Genomic DNA, 21,522 nt, shown 5'->3' with positions numbered 1-21,522 from the left:
GCAAAATAGCAAGGGTCATCAATAATGTGATTATCGCAGCCCAGCGCGCCCCTACGGAGAACACGATGTACGAACATATTAAAGTACCTACCGAAGGCCAGAAGATCGCCGTCAAGCCCGACTTTTCGCTGGACGTCCCGGACCAGCCGGTCATCCCCTATATCGAGGGTGACGGCACGGGCGTCGACATCACCCCGGTGATGCTGAAGGTGGTCGATGCGGCGGTGGCGAAGGCCTACGGTGGGCGGCGCAAGATCAGCTGGATGGAAATCTTCGCCGGCGAGAAGTCGACCCGGATCTACGGCCCGGACGTCTGGCTGCCGCCGGAGACCCTCGATGCGGTGAAAGAATATGTGGTGTCGATCAAGGGCCCGCTGACGACCCCGGTCGGCGGCGGCATCCGCTCGCTGAACGTGGCGCTGCGCCAGGAGCTGGACCTCTACGTCTGCCTGCGTCCGGTGCGCTACTTCGCCGGCGTCCCCTCGCCGCTGAAGGAGCCGCAGAAGACCCACATGGTCATCTTCAGGGAAAATTCGGAAGACATCTATGCCGGCATCGAGTGGGCCGCCGAGTCGGAGGGCGCGAAGAAGATCATCGACTTCCTCGTCAACGAGATGGGTGTCAGGAAGATCCGCTTCCCGGAGACCTCGGGCATCGGCGTCAAGCCGGTCTCGCGCGAAGGCACCGAGCGCCTGGTGCGCAAGGCGATCCAGTATGCGATTGACCACGACAAGCCTTCGGTGACCCTGGTCCACAAGGGCAACATCATGAAGTACACGGAGGGCGGCTTCCGCGACTGGGGCTATGCGCTGGCCCAGCGCGAATTCGGTGCCGAGCTGGTCGACGGCGGCCCGTGGTGCAAGTTCAAGAATCCGAAGACCGGCCGCGACATCGTCGTCAAGGACTCGATCGCCGACGCCTTCCTGCAGCAGATCCTGCTGCGCCCGGCCGAGTACAGCGTGATCGCGACCCTGAACCTGAACGGCGACTATATCTCGGACGCATTGGCGGCCCAGGTCGGCGGCATCGGCATCGCGCCGGGTGCGAATATGTCGGATTCGGTGGCGATGTTCGAAGCCACCCACGGCACCGCGCCCAAGTATGCGGGCAAGGACTATGTGAACCCGGGCTCGCTGATCCTGTCGGCCGAGATGATGCTGCGCCACATCGGCTGGACCGAGGCGGCGGATCTTCTCATCAGCTCGATGGAGAAGGCGATCATGTCGAAGCGCGTCACCTACGATTTCGCACGCTTGATGGAGGGCGCGACCCAGGTCTCGTGCTCGGGCTTCGGCGAGGTCATGATCGAGTACATGGGCTGAGACGCGGCATGGCCGATGCCCTTTTCACGAACGGATCGGCCAGCTGATCTACGGTGGCCAGCGCATCGGCGGGCTTGAGGAATTGCTTGCGGCGCTGGCGGAGGGAGTGCGCCAGGGGAGGGGACGCAGCGGCTGAGAGACTGCGCCCAAGAAAAAAGCCCCGCCGCAGCGGGGCTTTCTGGCTTCCGAGAACGTTTACACGCCCTGGATGTTGGAAGCTTGCTTGCCTTTAGGGCCTTGCGTGACTTCGAATTGGACTTTCTGACCTTCTTTGAGGGTCTTGAAACCGGCCATATTGATTGCGGAGAAGTGCGCGAACAGATCCTCGCCGCCGTCATCAGGAGTGATGAAGCCAAAACCCTTGGAATCATTGAACCATTTAACAGTACCAGTTGCCATAAAAAACTTTCAAATAAAAACAAATCACACGAGCCATAAAAGCAAGAAGCTTCTTGCCCCCTCCTCAGCCTGCTCACTTCTTATCAACAAGTACATAAGTACATGTCAATGTTTGCATTGTTGGTGCAATAATCTTGTAAGTCAAGAGCTTTTGAGCGCGTGTTGTAAAAACGTTCACTACTGCTTTGCAACAAGCTCTTGATTTTTACAATCGGACCGCCATCTGCGCTCAGTTGGGAAAACGCGTAAGATGGAAAGCACCTGGGATTGCATAGGGGATGCCCATGATTGCCCCGTGATTGTCCCTGATTGTTAACGTACGCACGAACAGCGAAAGCATCTTAGAATACTCTTATGGCAACCAAGCACGAAACCGAACAGCTGCTGGAGCGGCAGACCGTAAAGCCACCCCCCCTGTATCAGGTGGCGCTGCTGAATGACGACTACACGCCGATGGAATTCGTGGTCGCCATCATCCAGGAGTACTTCAACAAGGATCGCGAGACGGCGACGCAGATCATGCTTTCCGTACATCGCCATGGTAAAGGGGTGTGCGGCGTGTTTTCCAAAGATATAGCGTGTACCAAAGTGGAGTTTGTATTAACGCATGCGCGTAAGGCAGGTCACCCCCTGCAGTGCGTGATGGAGGAAGTATGATTGCGCAGGAATTAGAAGTCTCTTTACATATGGCCTTTGTCGAAGCCCGGCAGGCTCGGCACGAGTTCATCACGGTCGAACACCTGCTGCTGGCGCTGCTCGACAACCCGTCGGCCGCTGAAGTCCTGCGTGCATGCGCGGTCAACATCGAAGACCTGCGTAAGACCTTGACGAATTTCATCGGCGACAACACCCCGACCGTGCCTGGCACGGGCGAGGTCGATACCCAGCCGACCCTTGGCTTCCAGCGCGTGATCCAGCGTGCGATCATGCACGTGCAATCCGCCTCGAACGGCAAGAAGGAAGTGACCGGCGCGAATGTGCTGGTGGCGATCTTCGGCGAGAAGGACTCGCATGCCGTCTACTACCTGCACCAGCAGGGCGTGACCCGTCTCGACGTGGTCAATTTCATCTCGCACGGCGTGCGCAAGGACCAGCAGATCGACAGCCAGAAGGCGTCCGAAGGCGTGGAAGAAGCCCAGGTCGAAGGCCAGGCCAAGGAAAGCCCGCTGGACCAGTTCACCCAGAACTTGAACAAGGCTGCCGCCGACGGCCGCATCGATCCGCTGATCGGCCGCGAAGAGGAAGTGGACCGCGTGATCCAGATCCTGTGCCGCCGCCGCAAGAACAACCCGCTGCTGGTGGGCGAGGCCGGCGTCGGCAAGACCGCGATCGCGGAAGGCCTGGCATGGCGCATCGTCCAGGAAGACGTGCCCGACATCCTGCAGAATGCCGTCGTGTATTCGCTGGACATGGGCGCGCTGCTGGCCGGCACCAAGTACCGCGGCGACTTCGAGCAGCGCCTGAAAGCGGTGCTGAAGCAGCTGAAGGATACGCCGAACGGCATCCTGTTCATCGACGAGATCCACACGATCATCGGCGCCGGTTCGGCTTCGGGCGGCACGCTCGACGCCTCGAACCTGCTGAAGCCGGCTCTGGCGAACGGCCAGCTGAAGTGCATCGGCGCGACCACGTTCACGGAATTCCGCGGCGTGTTCGAGAAGGACCATGCGCTCAGCCGCCGCTTCCAGAAGGTCGACGTCAACGAGCCTTCGGTCGAGCAGACCGTGCAGATCCTGCGCGGCCTGAAGTCGCGTTTCGAAGAGCACCACGGCGTGAAGTACTCGTCGTCGGCGCTCTCCACCGCGGCCGAACTGGCGGCGCGCTTCATCAATGACCGGCACCTGCCGGACAAGGCGATCGACGTGATCGACGAAGCCGGCGCGGCCCAGCGCATCCTGCCGAAGTCGAAGCAGAAGAAGACCATCGGCAAGACCGAGATCGAGGACATCATCGCGAAGATCGCGCGGATTCCACCGCAGACCGTCAACCAGGACGACCGCAGCAAGCTGCAGACCATCGACCGCGACCTGCGCAACGTCGTGTTCGGGCAGGACCCGGCGATCGAGGCGCTGTCGGCCGCGATCAAGATGGCCCGTGCAGGCCTGGGCAAGCAGGACAAGCCGATCGGCTCCTTCCTGTTCTCCGGTCCGACCGGCGTCGGCAAGACCGAGGTGGCCAAGCAGCTGGCCTTCATCCTCGGCATCGAGCTGGTGCGCTTCGACATGTCGGAGTACATGGAACGCCATGCGGTGTCGCGCCTGATCGGTGCGCCGCCGGGCTATGTCGGCTTCGACCAGGGCGGCCTGCTGACCGAGGCCATCACCAAGAAGCCGCACGCGGTGCTGCTGCTGGACGAGATCGAGAAGGCCCATCCGGACATCTTCAACATCCTGCTGCAGGTGATGGACCACGGCACGCTGACCGACAACAACGGCCGCAAGGCGGACTTCCGCAACGTGATCATCATCATGACCACGAACGCGGGCGCCGAAAGCCTGACCAAGCGCTCGGTGGGCTTCGTGGATTCGAAGGCGGCAGGCGACGAGATGGCCGACATCAAGCGCATGTTCACGCCGGAGTTCCGTAACCGCCTGGATGCGATCATCAGCTTCCGCGCGCTCGACGAGGAAATCATCCTGCGCGTCGTGGACAAGTTCCTGATGCAGCTGGAAGAGCAGCTGCACGAGAAGAAGGTGGAAGCCATCTTCAGCGAGAAGCTGCGCAAGTTCCTCTCGAAGAAGGGCTTCGATCCGCAGATGGGTGCCCGACCGATGTCGCGCCTGATCCAGGACATGATCCGCAAGGCGCTGGCCGACGAACTGCTGTTCGGCCGCCTGGTCAACGGCGGCCGCGTGACGGTGGACCTGAACGAGAAGGACGATGTCTTCCTCGAGTTCCCGGAAGGCGACGTCCCGCCGCCGCCGGAGCCGGTCGAAACGGTCGAGATCGAGTAACGAGACCGTCACAAAGCGCGCGGGGTTCGCCCCGCGACAGGAAGCCCGCCGCGTGCGGGCTTTTTTTTCGTCATCAGATTGTCATAATGCAATTCTATACTTGGCCGCAATTTAACCAGCATTGCTCCCATGCGACTTGCCAAGCTCCAGACCGGTACCAAGATCCTCGGCGCTTTCGCCGTCGTGTCCGCTGCCATCGCCGTCATCTGTGCCGTCGCCCTGTGGCGCATGCAGGCCGCCGACGCCCTGACCAGGGATCTCGTCAACAACCGCCTGGCCGGCCAGCAGCTCAGTTCCGAACTGCTCGGCGTGGCGCGCCTGAACGGCATGCGCGCCGTCGCCATCGCGCGTAGCGACAGCCTCGAAGTCGGCGACTATTTCCAGGCCCAGCTCGGCCAGGGAGAACAGGAAGCCGGTAAACTCGAATCGCGCATCGCGGCGCTGGCCACCAGCGCGGACGAGCGCAAGCTGCAGCAGCAGGCGGCCACCGCCAAGGCTGGCTACATGAAGGTGCGCCAGCAGGTCTTCCAGGCCAAGGACCTCGGCAAGACCGTCGAGGTCGAACAGCTCGCCTCCACCAGCCTCGCCACCACCTTCGATGCCTACACCCAGGCGCTGGGGGCGCTGCTGGCGCACCAGACCCGCCAGGCCCACGCGCTGGCCACCGCCTCGGAAACCGCCTCGCTGTTCAGCCGCGTCCTGCTGCTGGGCGTGGGCGGCGCCGCGCTGCTGCTGGGCGGCCTGGCCGGCTGGCTGCTCACGCGCAGCATCGTCGCGCCCCTGCAGGACGCCGTGCGGCTGGCTGAGCGGGTCGCCCGCGGCGACCTCAGTGCCAGCATCCGGCATGCGCGCGGCGACGAGATCGGACGCCTGTTCGACGCCCTCAACCACATGACCGGCGGCGTCTCCGCCACCGTCGTGAAAGTGCTCGACAGCGCGCGCATGATCGACGATGCCTCGGCCGACCTCGCCGCCGGCAACCTTGACCTGTCGCGGCGCACCGAGCACCAGGCCAGCAGCCTGCATGCCACGGTCCAGGCCATGGTCGAGCTGACCGAGGCCGTGCAGCAGAACCACGTGAATGCCCACGACGCCAGCGAACTGGCGCTGGCGGCCTCCGGCGTCGCAAGGGAAGGCGCGGGCGCGGTCGAGCAGATGGTCGAGCGCATGGCGACGATCCGCCAGTCGGCCGCGAAAATCGGCGACATCACCGCGATGATCGACGGGATCGCCTTCCAGACCAATATCCTGGCCCTGAACGCGGCGGTGGAAGCGGCGCGCGCCGGCGCCGAAGGCCGCGGCTTTGCCGTGGTGGCGAACGAGGTGCGCAGCCTGGCCCAGCATTCGGCCGCGGCCGCCAAGGAGATCAAGACCCTGATCGCGGAATCGCTCGGCGCCATCGAGTCCGGCGCCGGGATCGCCGGCGCGGCCGGCATGACGATGCGCCAGATCCTCGAGCGCGTGCAGCAGGTGGCCGACCTGCTGGCCGCCATCGATGTCGCCAGCTCCGAACAGGCCGAGGGCATCGCCCAGGTGCGCCGCACGATCGCGGAGATGGACGAGGCGACCCGCCAGAACGCGGCGATGGTCGAGCAGGCCGCGGCCGCCGCCGGCACCATGCGCTCCCAGGCCGAGCAGCTGACCGGCGTGGTCTCGACCTTCAAGGTGAGGGAACAAGGCAGGGAGGCGCTGCTGCTGCCGGCCTGAGGCCGAAGCCCGTCTTTTTTGCACATATGCACGCCAACTCGGCGTTTCGCTATGGCAAACTCATGTTCTCTAGCAAACTTTTGTCTTGTGAACATGAACGTGTCCCGCACCCTCATCGCAATGTCGCTGGCCCTCATCGGCCGGCAGGCGCTCGCCGCCGATCCCTATGTCCGCTTTCCTGCGGTGCGCGGCGATACCATCGTGTTCACCGCCGAAGGCGACCTCTGGCGCACCTCCGTGGCCGGCGGCAAGGCGACCCGCCTGACCACCCACCCGTCGAGCGAAACCCATGCCGCGATTTCGCAGGACGGCAAGTTCGTCGCCTTCGTCGCCTCCTACGAGGGCGCCCAGGAAGCCTATGTGATGCCGATCGAAGGCGGACTGCCGAAGCGCATCACGTTCGAAAATGGCGGCGTGAGCGTGCTTGGCTGGACGGCCCAGGGCGAGGTCCTGGTCGGCATCGACAACCCGGTCGGCCCGAGCAAGCGCCGCGTGGTCGCCGTGCTCGACCCGACCAGGATGACGCGCCGCGTGCTACCGCTCGCCGACGCCAACGATGCCGTGCTGGACGATGCCGGCCGCACCGTCTACTTCACGCGCATGGGCCTGTCCGAGACCCGCGACAACGTGAAGTCCTACCGCGGCGGTGCCCATGCCCAGCTGTGGCGCTTCGACCTGGGTTCGAAGACCGAGGCCCAGCCGCTGTTCAAGGGCGAATCCGCCGAAGGCCGCGCCAACAACCGCCACGCCATGTGGTGGAACGGCCGCCTCTACTTCATCAGCGATGCGAACGGCGCCGACAATCTCTGGACCTCGCTCCCGGACGGCAGCGACCGCCGCCAGCTCACCCAGTACAAGGAATGGGACGTGCGCACCGCCTCGCTCGGCGACGGGCGCATCGCCTACCAGCTGGGTGCCGACCTGCACGTGTTCGACATCGCCAGCGGACGCGACTCCCTGGTCCACACGAGCCTGGTCTCCGACTTCGACCAGCAGCGCCTGCGCCGCGTGAAGTCGCCGCTCGACGCCTTGACCGGCATCGAGGTCGCCAGCAAGGCCGAGCGCATCGTGCTGACCGCGCGCGGCAGGGTGACGATCGCCGGCACCGGCAGCCATCGCCGCGTCGAGATCGCGGTGCCGGAAGGCGCGCGCGCCCGCGGCGCCGTCTTCAGCCACGACGACAAATGGATCTATGCCATCGCCGATACCAGCGGCGAGAACGAAATCTGGCGCTATGCGGCAGACGGTTCCGGCCACGGCGAACGCCTGACGCTCGACGGCGCCAGCCACCGCCTGAGCCTCTACCCGTCTCCGGACGGCAAATGGCTGGCGCACACCGACAAGAAGGGCCGCACCTGGCTGCTCGACCTGGCCACCCGGGCCAACGTCATCATCGACGACGCCGGGCAAGCCGGTCTCGATCGTCCGGACCAGGTGGTCTGGTCGCCGGACAGCCGCAACCTGGCCTTCGTGCGCGACGGCAGCAGCGAGCGGCGCAGCCAGATCGGCATGCTGAACCTGGCCAGCCGCAAGCTCAGCTTCGTCACCACCGACCGCTACGAAGCCAGCTCGCCGGCCTTCTCGCCGGACGGTAAATGGCTGTACTTCCTCTCCGCGCGCCACTTCAACCTGGGCAATGCCTCGCCCTGGGGCGACCGTAACATGGGCCCGGTGTTCGACAAGCGCGTGGGCGTGTACGCGCTGGCGCTGCAGCCCGGGGTGCGCTTCCCGTTCAAGCCGGAAGACGAGCTGACCAAGCCGGAAGAAAAGTCGCCCGAGGCAGCGGCCAGGGCGGCCGTGAAGTCGTCCGGCGCGGAAGAGGCGGATGCCGCCAAGAGCGCGGCCGTCGCAGCGGCCGCTGCGGCGGCGGAAGCCAGGGCCGGTGCCGACAAGCCGGCGCCGCCGCTGCCTCCGATCGTGTACGAGGGCTTGCGCGAGCGCCTGTACGAGGTACCGGTCGCACCGGGCAACTACCGCGCCCTCGCCGTCGACGACAAGCGCCTCTACCTGCTGGACGCCGGCGACGACGAGCGCGCCAAGGGCACATTGAAGACCCTTGCCATTTCGCGCAGCAGCCCGCAGCCCGAGACCTTCGCCGCCAATGTGCGCGAATTCGGCCTGTCCACCGACCGCAAGCACGTCTTCTACCGCACCTTCGCCAAGGGCGCGCCGGGCGACATGCTGATCGTCGACGCCGCCGCCAAGGCGCCCGCGGATCTCACGAAATCCAAGGTCAAGGTCGACGACTGGGCGGTCAGCTCGAACCCGCGCATGGAATGGAAGCAGATGTTCAACGACGCCTGGCGCATGCACCGCGACTTCCTGTACGACGCCAACATGCGCGGCATCGACTGGAACGCCGCACGCACCCGCTATGCGCCGCTGGTCGAGCGCGTGACCGACCGCGCGGAACTGGACGACGTGCTGGGCATGATGATCGGCGAGGTCGGCGCGCTGCACTCGCAGATCCGTCCTGGCGACGTGCGCCGCGCGCCCGCGGAGGGCACGCCCGCCAGCCTGGGCGCGGTGCTGACCCGGGTGGCCGACGGCTATCGCGTCGACCACGTCTACCGCAGCGAGCCGGAACTGCCGTCGGAGGCCGGTCCGCTGGCCGCGCCGGACGTCCAGGTCAGGGAAGGCGACATCATCACGGCCGTCAACGGCAGGTCGCTGCCGGAAGCGCGCGACATTTCCGACCTGCTGCTGGACACCGCCGGCAAGCAGGTGCTGCTGAACGTGAAGAGCCCGGGCACGAAGGATGCAAAACCACGTGCCGTCATCGTCACCCCGGTCACGATGGCGACCCATGCCAGCCTGCGCTACGCCGACTGGGAGCAGGACAGGGCGCGGCAGGTCGACAGCGCTTCGAAAGGCAGGATCGGCTACCTGCACCTGCGGGCCATGGTGGCGCGCGACATCAACGCCTTTGCGCGCGACTTCTACGCCAACATCAACAAGGACGGCCTGATCATCGACGTACGCCGCAATAACGGCGGCAACATCGACAGCTGGATCATCGAGAAGCTGCTGCGGCGCGCCTGGGCCTTCTGGTCCTCGAACGGCAAGCAGCCCTATTCGAACATGCAGAACACCTTCCGCGGCCACCTGGTGGTGCTGACGGACGAGCTGACCTATTCGGACGGCGAGACCTTCGCCGCCGGGGTCAAGGCCCTGAAGCTCGGCCCGCTGGTCGGCAAGCGCACCGCCGGCGCCGGCGTCTGGCTCAGCGACGGCAACGGCCTGCTTGATAACGGCATGGCGCGGGTCGCCGAGAACGGCCAGTTCTCGACCGACGGCGAGTGGCTGATCGAAGGCGTGGGCGTGATCCCGGATGTCGAGGTGGACAACCTGCCTTTCGAGACCTTCAACGGGCGCGACCGCCAGCTCGAGGTGGCCCTCGAGCTGCTGGAGAAGAAGATGAAGGAAGAGCCGGTCAAGCCGTGGAAGCCGGCGGCGATTCCGGCCCTGAAGCGCTGAGTTTCGCCCTTCAAACGGCGGCCAGCGCCCGCGCCAGGTCGGCGCGCTGGTCGTCGACGTGCTCGATGCCGACCGACAGCCGGATCAGGCCGTCGCCGATGCCGAGCAGTGCCCGCTGCTCCGGCGGAATGGTCGCATGGGTCATGATGGCCGGGTGCTCGATCAGGCTCTCCACCCCGCCCAAGCTCTCGGCCAGGGTGAAGATCTCGCAGTGTTCCAGGAAGCGCCTGCTGCCTGCCAGGTCGGTATCGAGGTCGATCGAGATGATGCCGCCGTAGCCGTGCATCTGGCGCCGCGCCAGCTCGTGCTGGGGATGCGAGGCCAGGCCGGGATAGTACACGCGGCTGACCTTGCGCTGGCTTTCCAGCCAGCCCGCCAGCTCCATCGCATTCGCCGAGCTGCGCTCGACCCGCAGCGCCAGGGTCTTGATCCCGCGTAGCACCAGGAAGCTGTCGAACGGCCCCTGGATCGCGCCGACCGCGTTCTGGATGAAGCCGAGGCGCTCGCGCAGCTGCTGGTGGCGCGCTTCCGTGCCGACCACGGCCACGCCGCCGATCACGTCCGAATGGCCGTTCATGTACTTGGTGGTCGAGTGCACGACGATGTCGATGCCGTGCTCCAGCGGACGCTGGACGATGGGGCTGGCTAAGGTGTTGTCGCACACGCTGAGGACGCCGCGCTCGCGGCACAGGGTGGCGATGGCGTGCAGGTCGGCCAGCTTCAGCATCGGGTTGGTCGGCGTCTCCACCCACACCATCCTGGTTTCCGGACGCAGGGCATTGGCCACCGCCAGCGGGTCGGTCAGGTCGACGTAGGTGAACTCGAGCCCGGCGCTGTGCCGGCGCACCCTTTCGAACAGGCGGTAGGTGCCGCCGTACATGTCGTCGCCGGCCACGATGTGGGAGCCGGCGGGCAGCAATTCCAGCACTGCGGAAATCGCGGCCAGGCCCGACGCGAAGGCGAAGGCCGCGCCGCCGCTTTCGATGTCGGCCACGCAGCGTTCCAGCGCCCAGCGGGTCGGGTTGTGCGAGCGGCCGTAGTCGAGGCCCTTGTGCACGCCCGGGCTTTCCTGGGCAAAGGTCGAGGTTGCATAGATGGGCGGCATCACCGCGCCGGTGGCGGGGTCGGGCGCCTGGCCGCCGTGGATGACGCGGGTGGCCAGGTGGCGCTTGCCTTCGTGATCGTTCATTTAAGAGTCCTGCGCAGGTGGTTGAGGAGGTCGAAGCGCGTGATCAGTCCGTAGAAATGATCGCCTTCCGCGATCACGGCGGTCAGGCCGCGGTCGAGGATGTCGCGCAGCTGCCGCATCCCGGCCGAGGGCGGCAGGGTCTGCAGGTCGGAGGTCATGGTGCCGGACACCGGCGCCTGGAAGTGCTGCTGGTCCTGGGTCACGTGCAGCAGCAGGTCGGATTCGTCGATCAGCCCGACCAGGCGGCCGCGGTCGACTACCGGCAGCTGGGCCAGGTCGGCGCTGCGCATGCGGTTGAAGGCGGTCAGCAGCGGGTCGGTCGGAGACACGGTGACGACTTCGCCGTCGTCGAAGCGGCGCCCGATCAGGTCGCGCAGGTCGCCGGTACGCGGACGGTGCAGCAAGCCCTGGTCGACCATCCAGCCGTCGCTGTAGACCTTGGTCAGGTAGCGGGTGCCGGTGTCGCACACGAAGGTGACCACGCGCTTCGGTGTGGTCTGCTCGCGGCAGTAGCGCAGGGCGGCGGCCAGCAGGGTGCCGGTCGAGGAACCCGCCAGCAGGCCTTCCTGGCGCAGCAGGGCGCGCGCGGTGTTGAAGCTTTCCTCGTCGCCGATGGAATAGGCGCGGCGTACCCGCGACAGGTCGGCGATGGCCGGAATGAAGTCCTCGCCGATGCCCTCGACCGCCCACGAGCCCGACACCTCGGACACGCGCCCGGTGCGCACGTACTCGGCCAGGATCGAACCCTCGGGATCGGCCAGCACGAATTCGAGCGCCGGCTGCACCTTCTCGAAGTAGCGCGACAGCCCGGTCAGGGTGCCGGAGGAACCGACCCCGACCACGATGGCGTCGACCTCGTGCCGCATCTGCTCCCAGATCTCGGGGCCGGTGGTGGTCTCGTGGGCCCAGGGGTTGGCCGGATTGTTGAACTGGTCGGCGAACCAGGCGCCGGGAATCTCGCGCGCCAGCCGCGCCGCATAATCCTGGTAGTACTCCGGATGGCCCTTGCCGACGTCCGAGCGGGTCAGGTGGATTTCCGCGCCGAGGGCCTTTAGGTGCAGGATTTTTTCGGCCGCCATCTTGTCCGGCACCACCAGCACCACGCGGTAGCCCTTGATGCGGGCCACCAGGGCCAGGCCGAGGCCGGTATTGCCGGCGGTGGCCTCGACCACCGTGCCGCCCGGCTGCAGGCGGCCATCCTTTTCCGCGGCCTCGATCATGGCGCGGCCGATGCGGTCCTTGATGGAGCCGCCGGGATTCTGGGATTCGAGCTTGAGAAACAGCTGGCAGGGGCCGGTGTCCATCCGGGTGACCTCGACCAGCGGGGTGTTGCCGATCAGCGAAAAGATTGCGGCGGATGACGCGGGTTGCGCGGTTTCCATATCTCCTCCAAGGCGGCCAGGCCGTCAAAAAAAGACGAGCATAGGACGCTTGTTGGCGTCCCTGCTTGGGGAAGATTAACTCTTTTGAGGAAAGTCAGGCGCCGGATTTCAGGCGCCGCCACAGCGTGGTCCGGCTGATGCCCAGGTGGCGGGCCGCGGCTTCGCGCTGGCCGCCGAAACGGGCCAGCACCTCGGCCACGCTTTCATGCGACGATGCAAGAACGGCCGTGGCGGGCAGGGGAGCGGACGGGGGCGGCGAAGGCAGGGCCTGGCCCAGTTCCGGCGCCACCGACAGCAGGAAGGCCGGCGTCAGGGCCTGCAGCGGCTCGGCGGCCAGGAACAGTGCCAATCTCTCCATCAGGTTGCGCAGCTCGCGCACATTGCCCGGCCAGGCATAGGCTTGCAGGAGCGGCGCGCAGGCGGCGATCTCGGCGGCCAGGTTCGGATGCGGACGGGCGCTGAGGGCCGCCATCGCGTTCTTCAGCGACCATTCGGCCAGCTGCGGGATGTCGGCGCGCCGTTCGCGCAGGGGCGGCAGCGCCAGGCGCAGCACCGCCAGGCGGTAGAACAGGTCGGCGCGGAAACGTCCCTCGCGCACGCGGGCGTCGAGGTCGCAGTGGGTGGCGCTGATCACCCGCACGTCGATCGGCACCGGCCGTGTGCCGCCCACCCGCATCACTTCGCGTTCTTCCAGCACGCGCAGCAGGCGGGTCTGCAGGCTAAGGGGCATTTCGCCGATCTCGTCGAGGAACAGGGTGCCGCCGTTGGCCGCTTCGAACAAACCGGCACGGCCGCCGCGCCGTGCGCCGGTGAAGGCGCCTTCCTCGTGCCCGAACAGCTCGGATTCCAGCAGCGACTCGGCGATCGCGCCGCAATTCACGGCGACGAAGGGACGCAGGGCGCCGCGGCGCGGACTCTCGCGATGGATGGCCTGGGCCACCAGTTCCTTGCCGCTGCCGGTCTCGCCCTGGATCAGCACCGTTGCCGGCGAGCGTGCGTACAGCACCACGGCCTGGCGCAGCCTCTCCATCGCCGGCGAGTCGCCGCGCAGGTCGTTCAGGCCGCGCCGCGCGCGCCGCGGATCGGGGCTGCCGCGCCGTCCGCGTCCCGCTTCCAGGCGGGTCAGGCGCGCCATCTCCAGCGCGTCGTCGAAGGCCTGGCGGATCGAGGCCGCCGAATACACGAACACCGCCTTCAGGCCGGCTTCCTCGGCCAGGTCGGTAATCAAACCCGCGCCGACGATCGCCCCGATCCCGTCCGCCTTCAGCTCGTCGATGGCGGCGCGCGCATCTTCCTCCGTCACATAGGTGCGCTGGACGATGGTCAGGCCGAAGGTGGCCGCGAACTCCGCCAGTTCCGGCATCGGTTGCTGGTAGCTGATCACCGCGACCCGCGGCGACAGGCGGCGCGCCCGCGCCAGCGCCTGCATCACGTCGCTGCCGCTGGCCTTCGCCACCACCACCGGCACCGACACGCGTCCCTTCAGGTAGGCGGCGTTCGAGCCGGCCGCGATCACGACGTCGCAATGGTCCGTCGCCATGCGCTCGCGGATGTGGCGCGCGGCGTCGTCGAAACCCAGGTGCAGCGGTTCGATCTGGGCCAGGTGGTCGTATTCGAGGGTGATGTCGCGGAACAGATCCGACAGGCGGGACACGGAAACGGTCCAGATCACAGGCTTGTCGAGGCCCTCGTGCAGGGTGCGGGTGGGATGACTCATATCGCAAGTGTAGTGGAATCCGACCCATGCCGTAAGAATCGGGTAAGGACCGGCCCGTAGGATCGCAAACAGCCTGCATAAAAGGCATGACTAAAAGTATTGGAGACAAAAGTGGATCAAGATATTGTTCAACGGGTCAAGAGCGACCCGAATTACCAGAAGCTGGTCAAGACCCGCTCCCGCTATGGCTGGATGCTGACCTGGGCCGTGATGGTCGTGTACTACGGCTTCACCCTGCTGAACGCCTTCGACAAGGAATTCATGGGTTCCCGTATCGGTGCGGGCGTGATGTCCTGGGGCGTGCCCCTGGGCCTGTTCGTGATCCTGTTCACGGTCGTCGTCACCGGCATCTACGTGCGCCGCGCGAACAGCGAATTCGACGCCCTGACCGACGCCATCCAGCGCAATGCCGCTGCCGGCCAGCCCGGCCAGGCCGCACCGACCAACCAGCCGAACAAGGTGCGCGCAGCATGAAGAACCTGATCCGCAACGCCGGCGCGCTGGCCGCTCTCGCCGCAGCCAACGCCGCCATCGCCGCGCCCGACCTGGGCCAGGCCACCAAGCAGGCCACCAACTGGACCGCGATCACGATGTTCGCCGTGTTCGTCATCCTGACCCTGTTCATCACCAAGTGGGCGGCCAAGCGCACCCGCTCGGCGTCCGACTTCTACACCGCGGGCGGCGGCATCACCGGCTTCCAGAACGGTCTCGCGATCGCCGGCGACTTCATGTCGGCCGCTTCTTTTCTGGGCATCTCGGCCGCGGTGTTCGCCAACGGCTTCGATGGCCTGATCTATGCGATCGGCTTCCTGGTCGGCTGGCCCGTCATCACCTTCCTGATGGCCGAGCGCCTGCGCAACCTGGGCCGTTTCACCTTCGCCGACGTCGCCGCCTACCGCTTCGCCCAGAAGCCGGTGCGCATGTTCGCCGCCTCGGGCACCCTGGTCACCGTGCTGTTCTACCTGATCGCGCAGATGGTCGGCGCCGGCCAGCTGATCAAGCTGCTGTTCGGCCTGGACTACAGCATCGCCGTGGTGCTGGTCGGTATCCTGATGATGGTCTACGTGCTGTTCGGCGGCATGACCGCCACCACCTGGGTCCAGATCATCAAGGCCGTGATGCTGCTGGCGGGCGCCTCCTTCATGGCCTTCTCGGTGCTGGCCATGTACAACTTCAGCCCGGAACAGCTGTTCGCCAAGGCCGTCGAAGTGCACGCCAAGAAGGACTCGATCATGGGCCCGGGTAACTTCATCAAGGACCCGATCTCCGGCATCTCCTTCGGCATGGCGCTGATGTTCGGTACCGCCGGCCTGCCGCACATCCTGATGCGCTTCTTCACCGTCCCGAGCGCCAAGGAAGCGCGCAAGTCGGTGCTGTGGGCCACCACCTGGATCGGCTACTTCTACATCCTGACCTTCATCATCGGCTTCGGCGCGATCGTGCTGGTCGGTACCAACAGCGCCTTCAAGGATGCGGCAGGCAAGCTCCTGGGCGGTAACAACATGGCGGCCGTGCACCTGGCCAGCGCCGTCGGCGGCGACGTCTTCCTCGGCTTCATCTCGGCCGTGGCCTTCGCGACCATCCTCGCGGTGGTGGCCGGCCTGACCCTGTCGGGCGCCTCGGCCGTCTCGCACGACATCTACGCCACCGTCATAAAGAAGGGCCAGCCGGCCCCGGGCAGCGAACTGCGCGTCTCGAAGATCACCACCGTCATCCTCGGCATCATCGCCGTGGGCCTGGGTTACGTGTTCGAAACCGTGAACGTCGCCTTCATGGTGTCGCTCGCCTTCGCGATCGCCGCCTCGGCCAACTTCCCGGTGCTGTTCATGTCGGTCCTGTGGAGCAAGTGCACCACCCGCGGCGCCACCATCGGCGGCTTCCTGGGCCTGGCCACCGCCGTGATCCTGACCGTGCTGTCGAAATCGGTGTGGGTCGACGTCTTCCACAACAAGACCGAGATCTTCCCGTACACCTCGCCGGCCCTGTTCTCGATGATCGTCGGTTTCGTCGGCGTGTGGCTGTTCTCGGTCACCGACAAGAGCCCGCGTGCGGCGATCGACAAGGCTGGTTTCGAGGCGCAGGAAGTGCGTTCGGAGACTGGTATCGGGGCTGCTGCGGCTTCGGCGCACTAATCGGCATGTAGGGTGGGCACGCTGTGCCCACGAGGACGTTTGCGTCTTGCCTGCTTTCGCGTGGGCTCGGGGAGCCCACCCTACATAAAAAAACCCGGCCGCTTGATCGGCTAGGTTTTTTACCTTCGAGGGGGCGACGGCGATTTTCAGGGCGCGACGTCGCCCGCCTTCTCCGCAAACGGCCGCGCATAGCGCACCAGCGACACCAGGGTCTTGCCCGGCTCCTCGTTGAAGATCTCGTGCGCCGAGTGCTCGAACCACACCAGCTGCTTGGCCGGCGCCTTCACCTTCCCGAACCATTCCGCCGTGGCCGATGAGGACACGTTGTAGTCGTGCCGTCCGTTGAGGATCAGGATCGGGCAGTGGAATGTCGTGTAGCCGCTGAAGTCCAGCGAGACCGTCTCCGCCAGCAGGCGGCTGGACGAGAACTCGGTGGCGTCCCAGATGGTCTCTAGATCCGCATCCGTGTATTCCGGCGACAGTTTCACCGCGGCCGCCTCGGCGTCGAAACCGGTCCGGCCATACACCGCGCCGCCGTAGCGGCCCAGCCATTTGCGCTGCAGGTAGAGGTCCTTCAGCGCTACCTGCTTGCCCGGCGCGGCATACGGCGCGATCGATTCCAGCTCGCGCACCGCTTCGAGATTGTTCTCCTTCTTCGCCGCGTCCATCGCGAAGCGCCAGCCGCGCCGCTCGCTCTCCGGCGCATCCGTGATCTGGCCGATGCCGATATAGGCGTGCAGCCAGTCCGGATGGCGCTGCGCCAGTTCGATGCCCAGCGAGCTGCCCCAGGAATGGCCCAGCACATAGATGCGCTGCTTGCCGAATTCCTTGCGCAGCCAGGCCACCATCTCCTCGGCGTCGGCCAGCATGCGCGCACGGGTCATGGTCGGCGCCACCTTGTCCGGATCGTTGGCGGCGTAGGTCTTGCCAGCGCCGCGCTGGTCCCATTGCACGACCGTGAAATACTCTTCCCAGCCGCGCTGGAAGTACCAGCTGGTCGGCATCGCGACATAGCCCGGGCCGCCGTGTAGCATCAGCAGCACCGGGTTGCGGAGGTCGGCGCCGCGCACGCTGATCCACTGCTCGATGCCGCCGATCTTCACCGCCTGCGTCTTTTCGATGCCTTGCGGAGTGACGATGCGGCGCATGCCGGCGACGATTTTCACGGCATCAAGCCGGCCGGCGATGCCGTCGGCCCGGGCGTTCGCACCCGGGCCGGCCAGCAGCAGCGCGCAGGCAAGCGATGCGGTTGCGCGCTTCATCCTCACTCCTTGGCCGGATCGCGGTAGTGGAAGGGATCGGTCGGCGTCGGCTGCTTGGGCAGCACGTTGCGCGGCATCGGCGTGTCGCTTTCGGCAGCCTGCAGCAGCACGGTGGCCATGATCACCGCGGCCTGGCGCAGGTCTTCGGTGCGCAGGTGGTCGAAGGTGTCGAGGTTCGAGTGGTGCACGCGCGAACCGTAGTCGAGCGGGTCCTGGATGAACTGGAAGGCGGGCAGGCCCATGCCGGCCATGACCTGGTGGTCGGTGCCGCCGGTCTTCTTGGCCACGACCTTGTTCGCGCCCAGGCTGTCGAAGGGAGCGAGCCAGTTCTTCAGCACCGGGATCGCCGCGAAGTTACCCTCGGCGTAGATGCCGCGGATCTTGCCCGAGCCGTTGTCGAGGTTGAAGTAGGCGGCCATCTCGTTATAGCCGGGCAGCGGCGTGACCGGGTAGCTCTCCCACATGAACTCGGGCAGCTTGGCGTGCTCCGGATTGCTTGGGCGCGGGCGGGTCGCGATGTGGTTCCTGATATAGGCCAGGGAGCCCAGCAGGCCCTGTTCCTCGCCCGACCATAGTGCAAAGCGGATCGTGCGCTTCGGCTTCACGCCCAGCTGCGAGAGGATGCGCGCCGCTTCCATCACCACCACCGAGCCGGCGCCATTGTCGGCGGCGCCGTCGCCGGCCACCCAGCTGTCCAGGTGGGCGCCCGCCATCACATAGCCGGCCTGGGGATCGCTGCCCGGGATCTCGGCCAGGATGTTGTAGGCGTTCATGTCGCGGTCGTCGAAGTGGACGTTGCTGTTCAGTTCGAGCTTCACTTCGCCGACCTTGGCCAGGCGCGCCAGGCGGCGGTAGTCCTCGGCCGCCATCTCGACTTCGGGCAGGGCGACGGTCTCGCCCTTGCGGTGGAAGTAGCCTTCGCCCTGCACCAGGCCGCCGTTACGGTAGGACATCTTGACCAGCGCCAGCGCTCCTTCCGCCGCCATGAAGCGGTCGATCTCGCGCGCCTGCTCGAAGTATTTCTTGTACATGTCGAACGACTGGTCCGGATCGTACTGCGGCTGGTCGTAGGTCGACAGCTTGCCCAGTTCGGCCTCGTCGTAGCGCTTGAAGGTGGCGCTGGTGTCGTCCTTCGGCGCTTCCGGATAGCTGACCAGCACGATCCTGCCTTTCACCTTGCCCTTGTACTGGGCCAGGTCGCGCACGTGGCGGACCGGCGCCACGACGATCGGCGCGCTCAGCGTGCCGCGGGTCGGCGGCGTCCAGGCCACCGGGATCGCGGTCAGGGCCAGCGGCCGCGGCGCGACCATGCGCACGCTCGAGGATTCGATCCACCAGCCGCGTCCGAAATCGTAGCCTTCGGCGTGGACATTCTTCAGGCCCCAGCTGGTGAACATCTGCTGGGTCCACTTTTCCGCCTGGCGCATGGCCGGCGAATTGGTCATGCGGCCGCCGATGCGGTCGGTCAGGTAGGCCGCCAGGTTCACGACCTGGCCGCGGTTATAGCCTTCGTCGGCGATGCGGTTGATGGTGTTGGCGTCGACCGGTTCGGCACGCGCGCCGAAGCAGAGCAGGGCGATGCCGGCGAGCAGGCCGGCCTTACGAATGTCGCACATAGATCCTCTTGGTTGTATTTGTCAAAAAGGAATTGCGCAAGGGATTCTACGCCTGAGCAAACGGCTGTGCGAACAAGATCTGGGCTTGCGTGTTGCGCAACGATGTTTCAAAATGAAACGTTCATGAAACGTCGATGCCGAAACACGCACGGCGGAACGGCGCAAGTGCTTGAAAACACGGGGTAGGGCGCTGCCGATTGGCTTGGCACGCCGTTTGCATTACTGATGGCATATTCCCGTCAACGCATCATTGAAAGGTAAGAGGACATGAGCCAACTCTCCGCAGGCGCCAAATTCCGCCAGGCCGTGCAGGAAGAACATCCGCTGCAGGTGATCGGCGCGATCAACGCCAACCACGCCCTGCTGGCCAAGCGCGCCGGCTACCGCGCGATCTACCTGTCGGGCGGCGGCGTGGCTGCCGGCTCCCTGGGCCTGCCCGACCTCGGCATCTCGGGCCTGGAAGACGTGCTGATCGACGTGCGCCGCATCACCGACGTCTGCGACCTGCCGCTGCTGGTCGACATCGACACCGGCTTCGGCTCGTCCGCCTTCAACGTGGCCCGTACCGTGCGCTCGCTGATCAAGGCCGGCGCCGGCGCCTGCCATATCGAAGACCAGGTCGGCGCCAAGCGCTGCGGCCACCGTCCGGGCAAGGAGATCGTCAGCCAGGGCGAGATGGTCGACCGCGTGAAGGCCGCCGTCGACGCCCGCACCGACGACAACTTCGTCATCATGGCGCGCACCGATGCGCTGGCCGTCGAGGGCCTGGACAAGGCCGTGGAGCGCGCGGTTGCCTGCGTCGAAGCCGGCGCCGACATGATCTTCCCGGAAGCGATCACCAGCCTGGAGATGTACGCCCAGTTCAAGAAGGCGGTCAAGGTGCCGATCCTCGCGAACATCACCGAATTCGGTTCGACCCCGCTGTTCACGGTCGACGAGCTGGCGGGCGCCGACGTCGACATCGTGCTGTATCCGCTGTCGGCCTTCCGCGCCATGAACAAGGCGGCCGAGAACGTCTACGAGACCATCCGCCGCGAAGGCACGCAGAAGAGCGTGGTCGATACCATGCAGACCCGCGCCGAACTGTACGACCGCATCGATTACCATAGCTTCGAACAGAAGCTCGATGCCCTGTTTGCCCAGAACAAAGCCAAATAATTCGACTACGGAGACCTTAACCATGACCGATCAGACCACGCAGAACGAGACCCCGACGACGTTCAAACCGAAGAAATCCGTCGCCCTGTCCGGCGTCGCCGCCGGCAATACCGCCCTGTGCTCGGTGGGCCGCTCCGGCAACGACCTGCACTATCGCGGCTACGACATCCTGGACGTGGCCGACACCTCCGAATTCGAAGAGATCGCCTACCTGCTGGTGCACGGCAAGCTGCCGACCGCCGCCGAACTGAAAGGCTACAAGGCCAAGCTGAAGATGCTGCGCGGCCTGCCGCAAGCAGTGAAGAGCGCGCTGGAAGCCCTGCCGGCCGCCTCGCACCCGATGGACGTGATGCGCACCGGCGTCTCGGTGCTGGGCTGCACCCTGCCGGAAAAGGACGACCACAACATCCCGGGCGCGCGCGACATCGCCGACCGCCTGATGGCATCGCTGGGTTCGATGCTGCTGTACTGGTACCACTTCAGCCATAACGGCAAGCGCATCGAAGTCGAGACCGACGACGACTCGATCGGCGGCCACTTCCTGCACCTGCTGCACGGCCGGAAGCCGTCCGATGAGTGGGTGAAAGCGATGCACACCTCGCTGATCCTGTACGCCGAACACGAGTTCAACGCCTCGACCTTCACCGGCCGCGTGATCGCCGGCACCGGCTCCGACATCTACTCGGCCATCACCGGCGCGATCGGCGCGCTGCGCGGTCCGAAGCACGGCGGCGCCAACGAAGTCGCCTTCGAGATCCAGAAGCGCTACGAGAACCCGGACGAAGCCGAAGCCGACATCCGCAACCGCGTCGCCAACAAGGAAGTCGTGATCGGCTTCGGCCACCCGGTGTACACGATCTCGGACCCGCGCAACAAGGTGATCAAGGAAGTCGCGCGCCAGCTGTCGGCCAGCGCCGGTTCGATGAAGATGTTCGACATCGCCGAGCGCCTGGAATCGGTCATGTGGGAAGTGAAGAAGATGTTCCCGAACCTGGACTGGTTCTCGGCGGTGTCGTACCACATGATGGGCGTGCCGACCGCGATGTTCACGCCGCTGTTCGTGATCGCGCGCACCTCGGGCTGGTCGGCCCACATCATCGAGCAGCGTATCGACAACAAGATCATTCGTCCGAGCGCGAATTATGTGGGGCCGGAGGATCTGACCTTCGTGCCGCTGGCGGAGCGTAAGTAATCACCACCGTCGTTC

Annotated in this window: 15 protein-coding genes; 9 read left to right on the top strand and 6 right to left on the bottom strand. The window is 65.7% G+C overall.

What is annotated here, in order from left to right:
- Positions 1-65: 65 nt before the first annotated feature.
- Entirely contained in the window at positions 66-1,322 is a 1,257-nt protein-coding gene (icd, locus tag AC1DOQ_RS16630; protein WP_477366429.1) for an NADP-dependent isocitrate dehydrogenase, read from the top strand.
- Positions 1,323-1,517: 195 nt separating this feature from the next.
- Here the strand turns inward: icd and AC1DOQ_RS16625 are convergent, their stop codons facing one another.
- Complete coding sequence (locus AC1DOQ_RS16625) at positions 1,518-1,721, bottom strand: cold-shock protein (RefSeq protein WP_060566744.1); 204 nt, start codon at positions 1,719-1,721, stop codon at positions 1,518-1,520.
- A 354-nt stretch (positions 1,722-2,075) separates the two neighbouring features.
- On the opposite strand from AC1DOQ_RS16625, the gene clpS reads away from it, so the two are divergent.
- The 4 genes from clpS (at position 2,076) to AC1DOQ_RS16605 (ending at position 9,859) form a co-directional block, all read left to right on the top strand.
- Entirely contained in the window at positions 2,076-2,378 is a 303-nt protein-coding gene (gene clpS / locus AC1DOQ_RS16620) for an ATP-dependent Clp protease adapter ClpS (RefSeq protein WP_477366426.1), read from the top strand.
- A complete protein-coding gene (gene clpA / locus AC1DOQ_RS16615; protein ID WP_477366423.1) occupies positions 2,375-4,675 on the top strand; it encodes an ATP-dependent Clp protease ATP-binding subunit ClpA in 2,301 nt (766 codons plus the stop codon). The genes clpS and clpA overlap by 4 nt, the downstream gene beginning before the upstream one ends.
- Before the next feature lie 129 nt (positions 4,676-4,804).
- Positions 4,805-6,382, top strand: coding sequence for a methyl-accepting chemotaxis protein (locus AC1DOQ_RS16610; protein ID WP_477366420.1), 1,578 nt, complete (start codon positions 4,805-4,807; stop codon positions 6,380-6,382).
- 93 nt (positions 6,383-6,475) lie between these two features.
- Positions 6,476-9,859, top strand: coding sequence for a S41 family peptidase (locus tag AC1DOQ_RS16605; RefSeq protein WP_477366417.1), 3,384 nt, complete (start codon positions 6,476-6,478; stop codon positions 9,857-9,859).
- A 10-nt stretch (positions 9,860-9,869) separates the two neighbouring features.
- On the opposite strand, the gene AC1DOQ_RS16600 is transcribed toward AC1DOQ_RS16605, so the two are convergent.
- From AC1DOQ_RS16600 to prpR, 3 genes are all read right to left on the bottom strand, one after another.
- Positions 9,870-11,048 (bottom strand): trans-sulfuration enzyme family protein, encoded by a 1,179-nt coding sequence (locus AC1DOQ_RS16600; protein ID WP_477366414.1) that lies wholly within the window; start codon positions 11,046-11,048, stop codon positions 9,870-9,872.
- Positions 11,045-12,430, bottom strand: a complete 1,386-nt coding sequence (locus AC1DOQ_RS16595) for a pyridoxal-phosphate dependent enzyme (protein WP_477366411.1) — start codon at positions 12,428-12,430, stop codon at positions 11,045-11,047. Before AC1DOQ_RS16595 ends, AC1DOQ_RS16600 begins: the two co-directional genes overlap by 4 nt.
- A gap of 94 nt (positions 12,431-12,524) precedes the next feature.
- Positions 12,525-14,147, bottom strand: coding sequence for a propionate catabolism operon regulatory protein PrpR (prpR, locus tag AC1DOQ_RS16590; RefSeq protein WP_477366408.1), 1,623 nt, complete (start codon positions 14,145-14,147; stop codon positions 12,525-12,527).
- Positions 14,148-14,258: 111 nt separating this feature from the next.
- Here prpR and AC1DOQ_RS16585 point away from each other — a divergent pair, with 111 nt between their 5' ends.
- Together AC1DOQ_RS16585 and AC1DOQ_RS16580 are read left to right on the top strand one after the other, a co-directional pair.
- On the top strand, positions 14,259-14,621 hold the full coding sequence (locus AC1DOQ_RS16585; RefSeq protein WP_477366405.1) for a DUF485 domain-containing protein: 363 nt from the start codon (positions 14,259-14,261) through the stop codon (positions 14,619-14,621).
- Positions 14,618-16,279 carry a cation acetate symporter gene (locus tag AC1DOQ_RS16580; protein ID WP_477366402.1) on the top strand — a complete coding sequence of 554 codons (1,662 nt, stop codon included), beginning with the start codon at positions 14,618-14,620 and terminating at the stop codon, positions 16,277-16,279. Before AC1DOQ_RS16585 ends, AC1DOQ_RS16580 begins: the two co-directional genes overlap by 4 nt.
- Before the next feature lie 146 nt (positions 16,280-16,425).
- Here the strand turns inward: AC1DOQ_RS16580 and AC1DOQ_RS16575 are convergent, their stop codons facing one another.
- Positions 16,426-17,541, bottom strand: coding sequence for an alpha/beta hydrolase (locus AC1DOQ_RS16575; protein WP_477366399.1), 1,116 nt, complete (start codon positions 17,539-17,541; stop codon positions 16,426-16,428).
- 2 nt (positions 17,542-17,543) lie between these two features.
- On the bottom strand, positions 17,544-19,157 hold the full coding sequence (locus tag AC1DOQ_RS16570) for a M20/M25/M40 family metallo-hydrolase (protein WP_477366396.1): 1,614 nt from the start codon (positions 19,155-19,157) through the stop codon (positions 17,544-17,546).
- A 267-nt stretch (positions 19,158-19,424) separates the two neighbouring features.
- On the opposite strand from AC1DOQ_RS16570, the gene prpB reads away from it, so the two are divergent.
- Positions 19,425-20,315 carry a methylisocitrate lyase gene (gene prpB / locus AC1DOQ_RS16565; RefSeq protein ID WP_477366393.1) on the top strand — a complete coding sequence of 297 codons (891 nt, stop codon included), beginning with the start codon at positions 19,425-19,427 and terminating at the stop codon, positions 20,313-20,315.
- A gap of 22 nt (positions 20,316-20,337) precedes the next feature.
- On the top strand, positions 20,338-21,507 hold the full coding sequence (prpC, locus tag AC1DOQ_RS16560) for a bifunctional 2-methylcitrate synthase/citrate synthase (protein ID WP_477366391.1): 1,170 nt from the start codon (positions 20,338-20,340) through the stop codon (positions 21,505-21,507).
- Positions 21,508-21,522 lie beyond the last annotated feature (15 nt).

It is taken from the genome of Massilia sp. 01N417, from assembly GCF_056399645.1.
This window is presented reverse-complemented; position numbering and strand designations above follow the sequence as displayed.